Origin of the sequence: Paenibacillus sp. FSL K6-1217, assembly GCF_045040735.1 — a bacterium.
Lineage (GTDB): Bacteria > Bacillota > Bacilli > Paenibacillales > Paenibacillaceae > Paenibacillus_AQ.
In genome coordinates, this window is the sequence record NZ_CP150271.1 from 5,950,686 (window position 1) to 5,963,396 (window position 12,711).

Here is a 12,711-nt window from a genome sequence, read left to right on the forward strand (position 1 = left end):
CTTGTGCTCATGCCAACAATCAATAACTATGTAGACGGACGCAACCCTATGTATTACCCAGATGCTGTATGATGAGAAACATATATTCCCAAGCGTTCTCTATCATTGCATTATAAAAGAAACCCAAGGTCTTGAAAGGACCGGGGCTTCTAGTCAATATGAAGGCAATCCGCTTATCTAATACTCAGTTTGCCTGCTGCACTGCACAGACCCGCAGCCGCCGGTAGTCGGCGATCCATTGCCCCTGCCGGTAATGCTCCGGCCGCAGCTGTTCTTCAACCCGGTGATAGACTGCAACCTTGTCCGCTGCGTTGACATCGAAGAAGAAGTCATCGGCCATCATGTCCAGCCAGTCCCGGATGCCGCTCTCTCCCTGCAAGGGAGTCGGCCGCTCGAAATGCTGGACCAGCGTGACCAGGAAGCCATGTGCCTCCAGCACTGCCGCATATTCTCCGGCGGTAGGGAAGTACCATGGATTGCGCCCCTGCGGGTCATAACCATGCGCGGCCAATGCCGCCTCGGTAGCTTCAACTAGAGCGGCAACGTTGCGGTAGCCGCCGAATTCGGCGACGAACCGCCCGCCGGGCCGCAGTGCACTTGCTACCGTCGCGGCAACGGCGTGTGCGTCCTTCATCCAGTGCAGCGCAGCGTTGGAGAATACCGCATCGAAGGGCTGAGCGGTCCGGTAAGTATACGCATTCCCTACGCTGAGATTCAGATGCGGGTACTTGCTGCTGCCGCGCGCGATCATCTCCGGCGACAGATCAATGCCGACAGTCTCAGCTCCGGCGGCTGCAATCTTCGCCGTGAGGTCGGCTGTCCCGCAGCCGATATCCAGCACGCGTTCGCCGGGCTGAGGCTGCAGCAGCGAGAGGACATCGCCGCCCAGCTTGGAGACGAAATCCAGTTTGTGATCATACGTGTCCGCCTGCCATTGGTTGTTGGAAGTTGGTTGAGTCATGTACTTCTCCTCCTTTTGAAATTCAGTATAGTGCTGCGCATCTTATAAATGAAATATATAGTGTCTATACAGTTAATAAGATTTCCCTATAAGAGTACTGTCGACAAAATAGACCGCGAACCTCTGCCGGGAGGGCGGTCTATTTGCGCATTCATGGGGATTTAATATACCAGCACGCCCGCATCAAGCACGGACTTATTCGCCACGGAATTACCAGCCAGGAATACCTGTTGCAGCTTGGGCAGCTTGCTCAGAAGCTCTATATCGGAAATCGCGTTGTTCTCCAGATGAAGCTCTTCAACAGCCTGCCACTTGCTCATGAACTCCAGAGAAGCAAGGTTGTTGTCCTGCAGGGTGAAGGATCGCAGGGCGGACAGGTTCGCGAAATAAGGCATTATCTGGTCAACCTCACTGATAGAGGTGTTGTTCCTAGAGAAATAGGGCCGGTCCAAGGTCAGACGTTCAAGCGCGCTGTTTGGCGCGGCTGCCGCCTGACCGAAATTCAGGCGGCATTCCGAGCACACGAGTGAGTTCACCTGCTTCAGGCGGAACAAGGCGTCGCTCTCTGAATACAGCGATGAATCGTAGATGCTTAGTGTCTTCAGCCGTGGCAAGCTGTCCAGCTTGCCAAGCTGGGTGATATCATCAATGCCCCAGAGGGACAGCTCCGCAAGCGCCGGGAATTTCCCCAGACCGGCCATGCTCAGCTCCCCGTTTCCGCCCCGGAGTGTCAGGTTCGTCACCGCAGGAGCCTTCAGTCCGGAGAGAAGGGAGGTTGGGATCTCTACCCGCTTGGCTCCTGGCAAGGTTAACGCCTTAGCCTCCTCATAGTAACCGGACAATGTGAATTCCCTCAGAGAGGTCAGGGTGTTCACAGCCGCTACCGATCCAAGCTTGCTTAAGGAAGCCAGGCGGAGTGAAGTAAGGGAAGTTTTGCCGGCCAGACGCTCCAGGCTGGAGATATTAACATTTTCGAGATCAAGCGTCTGCAGGGCAGGCATATTCTGCACGAAGTCGATCGATTTCACATTGGCCAAATAGGATAGCTTAAGCTTCTGGAGCCCGGTTAAGGCGTATAACGGCTGCAGATCTGTGGTTTCACTGTGATAGATAGCCAGAGAAGACAGCCCGGTCATGGAAGATAACCACCCCAGGTCATTAACGAAGGTAAGGGACAGGGACTTCAGCGGCAGCTTACTCAGCAGATGCAAATCCGTTACCGACTCGTCGACATAGGTAATGGCCAGAGAGCTTAGATTAGGGAAATCCAGCAGCATGGCGAGTTCCTGATTGCTGCGCAGCTGAGTGGACAGCTCCGTAATCTTAGACTTGTCGCCGAAGTAGCCGGAGAATTTACTGAAAGATTCGTTAAAGGCGCCGCCGTAGCTTTTTAATCCGGGCATGTGGGCAAATGTAGTCTGATCTGGCTGGTTGATCTCATAGGTACCCTTCAGGTCCAGTGCCGTCAGCCCCTTGAACGCCTCGAAATCCCGCTGATCAATCCGCTGGGTATTCAGCTTCTTGTCTTGGGTCACATAAGTGAGCTTCTCAGCCTGCGCATTGCTGAAGGGGTCGGAGAAGCTGTAGGTAAATTGCCACTGGTCATTGTCTGTACGTTCCACGGTCAGATAGCGCAGAGAGGCCAATTCCTCCTCTGTCGGCATCGCTGATCCCTTATTCAGAATCTCCCGCAGGAAGGTGAGCAGGACCTCGCTTTCGGGCATCGTCCGTACAGACAGATTCGCTTTGGTTGCCTTCTGCGGAGAGCTGAGGCTGGAATAAAGATAAGTACCGACGGCCCCTCCCAGCACCAGCAGCAGAATCAGCACCAGCCTTATGGGGATGGAGACGGAGACGGTTGGCTTCGGCGCAGCCTCAGGAGGGGGTGTCCCGTGATAATGATTAATGGTCTGATCCACATAGTAGACATTATTTTGCTTCAGCAGCAGCTCTGTTTGGCAATAAGGACACTTGAGGATGGTCCCTTCCTTGTATTCAATTCTTCCGCTGCAATTGGGACAGTTCAAGGGAATAAAAGCCACGAATGCCTCCTCCTTCATGATGTGATGATGACCTCTTTAATATTGCTTTTATTCCATTATACCTGCCTGAGAAGAGAGAGCCAGCCAACTGATGGCAAAAAGAATTTTATTTGAGCGCAGCAGGGTGTGGCTGCCTCTGGTGGAATACTGCGGCATTGCGGGGGATGAGTGCCGATGTAATACCAATAGACCGCCTTCCCTCTACAGGGAGGACGGTCTATTTTCCTCTATCTACTCACTGGCAGGCTGCTTCTCCGTGCCTCTACCCGCGAACCTGATAAACAGGAACAGGCCGATCAGAACCACGACTATCCCCGACCAGAAGAACCAGAACGGCACCCCGAACCGGTCGGCCACAGGTCCTGCCAGTGCCAGCCCGATCGGGGAAGACAGCAGTCCGATGCTCGTCACAAAGGAGAGCACACGCCCCAACAGCTCAGGCTCATAAGACTTCTGGATCATCGCCATGTAAGGGCCGTTGAACAAGGGCGCTGCGGCACCCATCAGGAAGGAGAGGACGGTAAAAGCTAGAAACGCCTCGCGCCCTACTACCCCGCTCAGGACACAGGTAAGTCCAATTACGACCAGACTCACACTCATGTAGGTGGTGTCCTTCCACCTGGAAGCAAGCACCGATAGCAGCGCGCCGCCAAGGATCATCCCGATCCCGAAGACGGCTTCAATCAGGCTGGCGCTGTACCCGCCGCGTCCGAAGTGGGACAGCGTCATCAAGGGAAACAGCATCGCCAGCGGCATGAACACCACGCTAAAGACCGCCATGGCCACCGTTATCGTAACAATGGGTTTTTGCGACAGAAACGCTCTCCAGCCCAGAGTAAACTCCTTACGGAACGAAGGTGTCTCTACGATCTCCGGCTTCGGCTGATGAATCTGTACGAACAAGAGCATCAGATTGGCGATTAAGGCGCCAGCGACATCTAAGAGCAATACGGTTCCTAGCGAAGTAGCCGAGTATACCGCTATTCCAAGGGCCGGACCAAGTACGCTGGAAGCGGAGAATACCAGTTGATTCCAGCCTGCTACCCGGGTTAGTTGGTCTTCCGGCGCAATCAGTGGGATCGCAGCCTGGAACGAAGGGGCATGGAAGGATGAGGCTGCTGAACGAATGAGCAGGATGGCATACACAATCCATAAGCTCGGCTCCCCCCATAGATAATAAGCACCCAGAATCAGACTGGTTAGTGCAATGGCGCTATCCGCGGCGATCATGGTGAGCTTTCGGTTCCACCGGTCGAGCCAGACGCCGATGAACGGGCCTAAGACCGCTTGCGGCAGGAATCCGGCCAGACCGGCAAGCATCAGCACGGCAGCCGACCCCGTGGTTGCAGTCAGATGCCAGATGATGGAGAACTGAACCATCGCAGAGGTTAAAATTGAGAAGATTTGCCCGCTGAAGATGAAGGCGAACGTCTTTTTCCATTGAATATTCATAAGTTTGTACCCTCCCTAAATAAAGACAGACCCAAGTCCGCATAGGGGCTTGGGTCTGCAACAATTACATGATGGGACAGTGCGAAACCGGGCATAGTGAAATAAGCCGTAGCGGATCGCAGCCGATGTCCTTAACGTAAATAGCAGCAGCTCAAAAAAGCCCACACATGGTGAGAAATCAGCTTTTGTTGAACGTGCTTACCATATACGTGGAATCATCGGCTGCCATCCTCCTCAAATTTTATAGCTGGAGTTTAACATTGGAATGTTGGAGATGTCAATAGTATTGAAACCTGCATCAATGTATCCGTCTGCTCGTAAACAGCCATCCGCCAGCCACGAAAAAATATAAAGCAGCAGGTTAAAGCCGACGCCCAGCCAGAGAGAGCCGCTAAGCAGACGCGTTATCCAGCACTCACCAGCAAATCCCGGATCCATATGATCAAATCGCTGAAGGGTTTGGAATAGCGGCGGGACGGCTGCGTCTTGATCCTGTTTCCGTAGCTTCAGCCTCCTATGCTATAGTGGGATTAATGAAGCGGATACAGGGGGCTGGAAGATGTTCTTTTTCATTGTATTGGTTGTGTGTTTCCTCGTGTTTGTGACGCTGGCTTATGTATTCAATGCGAAGCATAAGATTGTGATGCCGATTGTCAGCGCGGTGGCGGTCAGTATGCTGGTGCAGGTGCTGGAGCAATTCTACATGAGCAGTATTATTGTCGTGGCGTTCATTCTGTATTTCATCATAAGCAGCATCAGGACCTTCAAGCACGAACAGTTCCAGTTGATGGTAGCTATCTTGTTCAGCACATCTATCGTAACCCTGGTCATAACCTCAACCTACTTCAAGCAGCCCGTGGTTCCCTCCGAAGCGGAGATGGTCAGGGTGATGTTCATCTATTACCCGCTGCTGATTCTGTTTATCTCCTGCTATGTCTACATGCTGCTTAGCGTATTCCAGTTCAAGCTGCTGCAGTCCGGGAACCCGCTCCGGTATATCATGGGCAAGCTCCGCGGCTTCAGGCGTATGATCCGTCTGCTCTGGATCGCTTCGCGCAAAGGCCTGAACCATCTGCTCCAGCAGGATCATGCGAAGCTGCCGCAGGTCATTGCTGCCATTCTGGATAACATGGGCGGAGTCTTCGTGAAGTTCGGGCAGGTCTTATCGACCAAGAAGGATACGCTGCCGGCGCAATACATCGAAGCGTTCTCCAGTCTGCATGACCAGGTCAAGCCACTCAGCCAGAAGGAGCTGAAGGAGATCATCGACAGTAAGATTGGTGATCTTGAGGAGACATATGAAGACTTCGGGATGGAGCCCATTGCAGCCGCTTCGATCGGGCAGGTACATCTGGCGCGGCTGAAGTCTACTGGAGAGAAGGTCGTCGTCAAAATCCTGCGGCCGGATGTGAAGCAGAAGATGAGCGTGGATCTGGATTTGTTAATCCAATTCGTGTCCTGGCTCTCCGAACGCTCCTCCAAAATTCAGAAGCTAGGCTTAATCCAACTCGCCCAAGGCTTCAAAACGAATCTTATTGAAGAGACGGACTTCGATATCGAAGCGCTCAATACCAACCTGCTGCGCCAAGCGTTCCAGGAACACGATATTCCGATACAAGTGCCGAAGATCTACGCCGAATATTCGACCAAACAGATTCTGACCATGGAATATATTGAAGGGCACCGGTTCACGAAGAAGGTGACCAGCGACGTATCGGAAATGATCATGCACGCGTTCCTGCAGCAGATTCTGATGATCGGCATCTTCCATGCCGACCCGCATCCCGGCAATCTGATGCTGACCCGGGACGGGAAGGTGGCGCTGATTGACTTCGGTTCCGTGGGGTATCTGACGGAGGAAGAGCGGGCCGGGATGTTGAACTTCCTGGTGGGCTACAGCCGGAAGGATACGAAGCAGATGGCCCAGGGCCTGGCCGGGGTCTGTGAAGAAGGAGAGCTGCTAGATGTCAAAATGATTGAGCAGCGCCTCGGCAGACTTTTATCCGAAGCCTCCTTCTCACCTGATCCTACCAGTGTCATGATGAGACGGCTGATGTCGATGATTACCGAGCTGGGGATGTCCTTGAAGCCGACGGTGGCCGGGGCCTTCCGGGCGATTATTACCGTGGACGGGACCTTGTCCTCTGTAGATGAATCGTATTCCTTATCCGCAGCAAGCCAGTCGTTCGCAGGCCAGATGGATCAGGGAGAGATCGTCAAGGAACAGTTGGGCAAGGTTAAAGGACGGCTGGAGGATTATATCCCGAAGCTGCTGGAGCTACCTCTCTTGAAGGAGAACCGGATCACGCTGGCGCGTGAGGACAATCATAGTCTGACCGATTTCGTGGGGACGCTGACGGTCGGGATGTTCACGATGATCTGTATGGTGATCATGCTTGCCAGCTTCTGGGTGCAGGGGGAGATCATGCGGTTTGTCCTGGCCCCGTTATCGATGTCAGGCTTCGGCACGGGGATGATCATCCTGATCATGTCTGTAATTAAGCAGTTGAAACCCAAGAGCTAACGGAGGGCAGATCAGACTATGGCAAACCCGCTCCTGAACAAGAAAAAAATACGCGGCTGGAAGCGCAGAGTGAAGCAGATTGAACAGTGGAAAAACCGGTATATGCACCTCGACCTGGAGGAGCTGCGAGCCAGCCCGAGAGATTATGTGAAGCTGTGGATCGACCCCTTCTACAGACTAACAAGGCGCAATCCGCCGGTGTGGTATTCCCGCCTGCTGCTGGCGGCGATGATTAAGGTGTACCACTCCTGGTCCCGGCAGATGGCCGGGTTCAATGAACCTTTTTACCTGAGAATCTGGTTCTATCATCCGAACTTCATCCAGTCGCAGATCGTGGTCGCCTTCCGGGATGCGCTGCATTTCTACGATAATACCTTCGAGACAGGGGGGGGAGAGCCAGAAGTTCCCTTGGGAGCTGTACGGGGCAGTGCCCGGTCTTGAGGACTTCACCTGGGTGCCTGCCGCTGAACCGGAGCCGTACTGTCTGCCCGGACAGCCGAGGTCCCAAGCCGCACAGGTATGGTTAGGCAGAATTCAATAGCAGTGAATACACACACAGCCTCAGAGACTTCTCTGGGGCTTATTGTCTGTAGAAGGGGGAGACCTCTTGGCTGGCGGCTACAAATCCCAAGGAGTTATGATATAATTTAGTTTTACTACGGCCGGATAAGGGATTATCCCGGCACGCATAGAGAGGTACTTCAGATGATAAATAATTTCTGGCGTGAATTGCCACGCCCTTTCTTTATACTGGCCCCGATGGAGGATGTGACGGATGTGGTGTTTCGTCATGTAGTGAGCGCGGCGGGCCGGCCGGATGTGTTTTTTACGGAGTTCGTGAATACAGAGAGCTATGCTCACCCGGAGGGGAAGCAGGCGGTGCGGGGGCGTTTAACCTTCACCGAAGATGAACAGCCCATGGTCGCGCATATCTGGGGGGACAAGCCGGAGTATTTCCGGAAGATGAGCATCAGCATGGCCGAAGAGGGCTTCAAGGGCATCGATCTGAACATGGGTTGTCCTGTAGCGAATGTAGCCGAGAATGGCAAGGGCAGCGGCCTGATCTGCCGTCCGGAGACCGCAGCGGAGATTATCCAGGCAGCGAAGGCCGGAGGACTGCCCGTCAGCGTCAAGACCCGGCTCGGGTTCACGGATGTGGACGAATGGCGGGGCTGGTTGACTCATATTTTGCAGCAGGACATTGTGAATCTGTCCATTCATCTGCGGACCAGAGAGGAAATGAGCAAGGTGGATGCCCACTGGGAGCTGATTCCAGAGATCAAGAAGCTGCGGGATGAGATCGCGCCGGATACGCTGCTGACGATCAACGGGGACATACCGGACCGGGAGACGGGCCTGAGGCTTGCCGCAGAGTACGGAGTGGACGGGATTATGATCGGGCGCGGGATTTTTCATAATCCGTTTGCGTTCGAGCAGGAACCGAGGGAGCACAGCAGCAAGGAGCTCCTGGATCTGCTGCGGCTGCATCTGGATCTCCATGACCACTATTCTGCGCTGGAACCCCGTTCCTTCAAGCCGCTGCCCCGCTTCTTCAAAATCTACGTCCGCGGCTTCCGCGGCGCCAGTGAACTCAGAAATCATCTAATGAACACCAAGTCCACCCGCGAGGTGCGTGCGCTGCTGGATGAATTCGCCAGCAAAGAGCAGGACGGGACCGGAGAGCTTGGGGAAACGAGGGAGGGCGTATGAGAAACTTTATTATTTTCGGAGCAAGCAAAGGCTTAGGAGAGGCCTTCGTCAAGGCGTTGCCGGTGCCGGGCGATCAGGTCTGGGTGGTCTCCAGAACATACCCGGACAGCATGAAACTGGAGGATGGGGTGCAGCGGACCTGGATTGAGGCTGACTTGGGGAAGCCGGATGCTGCGGGCCGGATTGCAGAGACATTGAACGGCGTTCCCCTGGATGTATTCATCTATAATGTTGGCGTATGGGAGAGCAAGGGGTTCAGCGATGACTATGATTTTGAACAGGACGACCCGGCTGAGATTACCAGCATCATTAACATTAATGTGACTGCGGCGATTACGTGCATTCAGAAGCTTTTGCCGAATCTGAAGCAGTCTGAGCATGCGAACATCTTCTTCATCGGTTCTACGGCAGGCCTCGATCATAATGACTACACCCAGGTCTCGTTCACCGCTTCCAAGTTCGGTCTGCGCGGAATTACCAATGCCATCAGGGAGCATGTGAAGCCGTATGGCATCGGGGTGACCTTAATTAATCCCGGTGAGATTGCTACCCAGATTCCGCTGGAAGCCGGGGTAGAGCCCGTCTTGTCCGCCTACAACGGCGCGCAGATCCCGCTTCAGGACATCGTATCACTGGTGCAATGCGTCATGAACCTGTCCAAGGCTTCCTGTGTGAAGGAGATTAACATTCCGGCGATGCTGGATACGAATGCGTAGGGATGAACTCTTAATTTGGAGGAGAGCCTTATGAAAATGAAAGTTATAATACCGTTTCTTGTTTTCATCATGGCCGCATTAGGCTGTATTCCAGTATCCAGTGTGAGTGCAGCAACACCTACTACGTATGGCTCCGTTATTGTTGACGGGAAGCCTCTCGGCTTCGATACTAAGCCCATCATCATCAATGGGAACACAATGGTACCGTTTCGTAAAATATTCGAAGCATTAAATATGGAAGTCCAATGGGATTCCAAAACCGGAAGTGTTACGGCCCAAACTACGGGGACAACGATTAAAATGACAGTGGATAGCCTTAAGGCCAATGTCAATGATAAAGAATTTACTTTAACTCAAACGCCATTTAATACTCCTGAAGGTACGGTTTATGTGAACCTCCGTTTTATTAGCCAAGCCATAGGGGCAACGATAAGCTGGGATAATGTGAGAAAGATTGCAACCATAAATACTAAATAAAATCTTATGTGATAGTAAATAGGCCGATTCCGTTACCGGGGCGGTCTATTTATGTTCTCGAATTCCGGCAGCGTATGCTACATTGTTAGATATCCCCAGTTCGTAATACTTCCGCCATGTACTTGGGGTCCCGGATAAGCGAATATAGACACAGAAGCTTAAGAGAGCATAGAGGACACTGCAGCATCATCGTAGTGTCTCGATCATAGGAGGTTGAACAAATATGGCGTATCAGAATATAGACGGTGTGCGCGTGTGGGGGAAGCCGGATGAAGGAGCCATGGTGCAGGCCCGGATGTGTGCGGAGAATGGCAACGTGGTGCAGACCCTGCTCATGGCGGATCATCATAAAGGCTACAGCCAGCCGATCGGCGGCGTGGTGGTGTACGATGGACAGATTTCCCCGTCTGGAGTGGGCTACGATATCGGATGCGGGAACAAGGCGGTGCGGACCGGCTTGACGATGGCGGAGCTGCGGCCGCGGCTATCGGGGGTTATGGATGAGATTGCCCGCCGGATCTCCTTCGGTGTAGGCCGCGTTAATAACGAGCGGGTAGATCATGAACTGTTCGATGACCCGGATTGGGCCGTGTTCAATGCGGTTGGTAACGGAGTGCACGATAAACTTAAGACTCTGGCCCAGAGCCAGCTCGGCACCGTCGGCAGCGGGAACCACTTCGTAGACATACTAGAAGAAGACGCAACCGGCCGGGTGTGGATCGCCAACCATTTCGGCAGCAGAGGGTTCGGGCATAAGACAGCGAGCGGCTTCCTTAACCTGGCAGCAGGCAGAGACTTCTTGGCGAATGCCCCCGGTGAAAAGATGGATCAGCCGCCCGTTCTGCTCGACCTGCACAGTGAGCTGGGCGACATGTATTACAGAGCCATGAAGCTGGCTGGACGCTACGCTTATGCGGGAAGAGACTATGTCATCCGGCAGGTCCTGGCGATTCTGGGGACGGAAGCGGACATGGAGGTGCATAACCATCATAACTATGCCTGGAAAGAGACGCATGACGGCAAGGAGGTCATTGTTGTCCGCAAAGGAGCTACTCCGTCCGCACCCGGCCAGATGGGCTTCATCGGCGGGAGCATGGGAGACATCTCCGTGATCGTCCAAGGCAAGGACAGCGCGGAGAACCGGGAGGCTTATTACAGCACCGTTCATGGAGCGGGCCGAATCATGAGCCGGACCCAGGCAGCGGGCCGGATGAATTATAAAACCCGTACCCGCAGCGGCGGTCAAATTACGACAGCGCAAATGCTGGAGGCGGTCCGGCAGTTCGGCGTAGTGCTGCGCGGCGCGGGGACGGACGAGAGTCCGTTCGTATACCGGAAGCTGCAAGAGGTGCTGGATGCACACGCCGGAACCATTGAGGTTATGCATGTGCTGAAGCCCGTAGGCGTATGTATGGCTGGTGCGGATGAGTTTGATCCGTATAAGGATTGAGGGGGAAGTATGGTATCATAGGACTTCAGGAAGAGGCCGGCAGGCCTTTTCCCATTTTCATGGAGGTGAATACATGTCCTGGAGCAAACTAAAGCAACAATTGGAGGGCTTCCTCAGTCCTGCGGTAGAGGGCCGGGTGGAGTACCGTGCGCCCGCTTACCGATATTCGCCAGATAAATCAGGTACCTGTTATATTACGGTGGACAAGAAGAACATCCTCACTATGACCGATAAGTCCAGCCCCATCCGCTGGTACTCGTCCGAGCTGGAGGTTAAGAATGACCCGGAGCTGCATATCTCCGTCACCCATGAAGACATTGAAGCAGTCAGACTGACGGCCAAGGGGCCGATCCCTGAGGACCGCCTAGTCATCATGGCCCGAAGCCGCTTAACCACCGAACACGCTAAGGCATTAATGTTGGCCCAGGCTGCCCTGACGAAATCGAATTTCATTGTGGTGGCGAATAAGTTCCTGGTTACTCCTATTGAGGAGAGCCTGGAGAGCAGTGATATTATCTTGAACATTCTGGCCCTGCTGGACCGGAGAGTCGGGCGGAAGCGGATCGAGGGGATGGCCGGGAAGATGCAGCGGAAGCATCCGGCGGTGGAGTATTTCTATGATTTGCGGCGCGGGGCACGATGATTGTTATAGCCGTTTCCGCTTGTACTCAGCGTTTCCCGGCAACCAGCATATATCCGGCCCCCCGGACGGTAATGATCCGCTCAGGATGGATAGGGTCGTCCTCGATTTTTTTGCGCAGATTACTGATGTGGACAGCGACCGTCCGCGTATCCTCCAGACTCTTCATCCCCCAGATGAGGTGAAACAGCGTATCGGCAGTGACCACTTGATTCACGTTCTGTGCCATGTAGGAGAGCAGGCTGAATTCTTTTTTGGACAGGAAAATCGTTCTGCTGCCCACGTTGACCGACTGTGCATAGAAATCAAGCGTTAGTCCCGGCAGCTCCAGCAGCTGTTCCCTTCTGCCCGTGGATACCCTGCGGAGATGGGCCTTGATCTTGGCCATGAGTACGCCCGGACTGAACGGCTTGGTCACATAATCATCCCCGCCATACGATAAGGCGCTGATCTTCACCTCATCCTCCTCTTGACTGCTTAGGAACACAATCGGCGCATTCGTGTAATTGCGTGCGTTCTTGCACCAGTCAATGCCGTTCTCATTCGCCAGCAGCACATCCAGTACGATCAGGTCTGGATTAAATGACGCAAGCAGCAGCATAGCATCGGTCCCGCTGTGGCAAGACGAGGAGTCGAAGCCCTCCCGCTGGCAGTATAGCTGAACAATCTCACAGATATGGGGATCGTCGTCGACAATCATAATTCGGTATGTGTCCATTCTATTGTCACCTTCCTGCTT

At 53.7% G+C, this 12,711-nt stretch carries 11 protein-coding genes; 7 read left to right on the forward strand and 4 right to left on the reverse strand.

Translation table 11 applies throughout. From position 1 onward, the window contains the following. Positions 1–184 precede the first annotated feature (184 nt). The 3 genes from MHH28_RS26270 to MHH28_RS26280 all read right to left on the reverse strand — a co-directional run bounded on the left by MHH28_RS26270 (position 185) and on the right by MHH28_RS26280 (position 4,455). Positions 185–961, reverse strand: a complete 777-nt coding sequence (locus MHH28_RS26270; RefSeq protein ID WP_405107008.1) for a class I SAM-dependent methyltransferase — start codon at positions 959–961, stop codon at positions 185–187. A gap of 161 nt (positions 962–1,122) precedes the next feature. Continuing rightward, the gene (locus tag MHH28_RS26275) at positions 1,123–3,003 is read right to left on the reverse strand and encodes a leucine-rich repeat domain-containing protein (RefSeq protein ID WP_405107011.1); all 1,881 of its coding nucleotides are present in this window, start codon (positions 3,001–3,003) and stop codon (positions 1,123–1,125) included. Positions 3,004–3,234: 231 nt separating this feature from the next. Continuing rightward, a complete protein-coding gene (locus MHH28_RS26280; RefSeq protein WP_405107014.1) occupies positions 3,235–4,455 on the reverse strand; it encodes an MFS transporter in 1,221 nt (406 codons plus the stop codon). Between the two features lie 559 nt (positions 4,456–5,014). Between MHH28_RS26280 and MHH28_RS26285 the strand changes: the two genes are divergently transcribed. From MHH28_RS26285 to MHH28_RS26315, 7 genes are all read left to right on the forward strand, one after another. Next, positions 5,015–6,979, forward strand: a complete 1,965-nt coding sequence (locus tag MHH28_RS26285; RefSeq protein WP_405107017.1) for an ABC1 kinase family protein — start codon at positions 5,015–5,017, stop codon at positions 6,977–6,979. 18 nt (positions 6,980–6,997) lie between these two features. Beyond that, on the forward strand, positions 6,998–7,420 hold the full coding sequence (locus MHH28_RS26290) for a hypothetical protein (protein WP_405107020.1): 423 nt from the start codon (positions 6,998–7,000) through the stop codon (positions 7,418–7,420). A gap of 264 nt (positions 7,421–7,684) precedes the next feature. Continuing rightward, positions 7,685–8,689, forward strand: a complete 1,005-nt coding sequence (locus MHH28_RS26295) for a tRNA dihydrouridine synthase (protein WP_405107022.1) — start codon at positions 7,685–7,687, stop codon at positions 8,687–8,689. Continuing rightward, positions 8,686–9,405, forward strand: coding sequence for an SDR family NAD(P)-dependent oxidoreductase (locus tag MHH28_RS26300; RefSeq protein ID WP_405107025.1), 720 nt, complete (start codon positions 8,686–8,688; stop codon positions 9,403–9,405). Before MHH28_RS26295 ends, MHH28_RS26300 begins: the two co-directional genes overlap by 4 nt. Before the next feature lie 30 nt (positions 9,406–9,435). Continuing rightward, complete coding sequence (locus tag MHH28_RS26305) at positions 9,436–9,882, forward strand: copper amine oxidase N-terminal domain-containing protein (protein WP_405107028.1); 447 nt, start codon at positions 9,436–9,438, stop codon at positions 9,880–9,882. 223 nt (positions 9,883–10,105) lie between these two features. Beyond that, positions 10,106–11,332, forward strand: coding sequence for an RtcB family protein (locus MHH28_RS26310; protein WP_405107031.1), 1,227 nt, complete (start codon positions 10,106–10,108; stop codon positions 11,330–11,332). Between the two features lie 73 nt (positions 11,333–11,405). Beyond that, on the forward strand, positions 11,406–11,975 hold the full coding sequence (locus tag MHH28_RS26315; protein WP_405107034.1) for a hypothetical protein: 570 nt from the start codon (positions 11,406–11,408) through the stop codon (positions 11,973–11,975). A gap of 25 nt (positions 11,976–12,000) precedes the next feature. Here MHH28_RS26315 and MHH28_RS26320 read toward each other — a convergent pair whose 3' ends face one another. Further along, complete coding sequence (locus tag MHH28_RS26320; RefSeq protein WP_405107037.1) at positions 12,001–12,690, reverse strand: response regulator transcription factor; 690 nt, start codon at positions 12,688–12,690, stop codon at positions 12,001–12,003. Between the last annotated feature and the right edge of the window lie 21 nt (positions 12,691–12,711).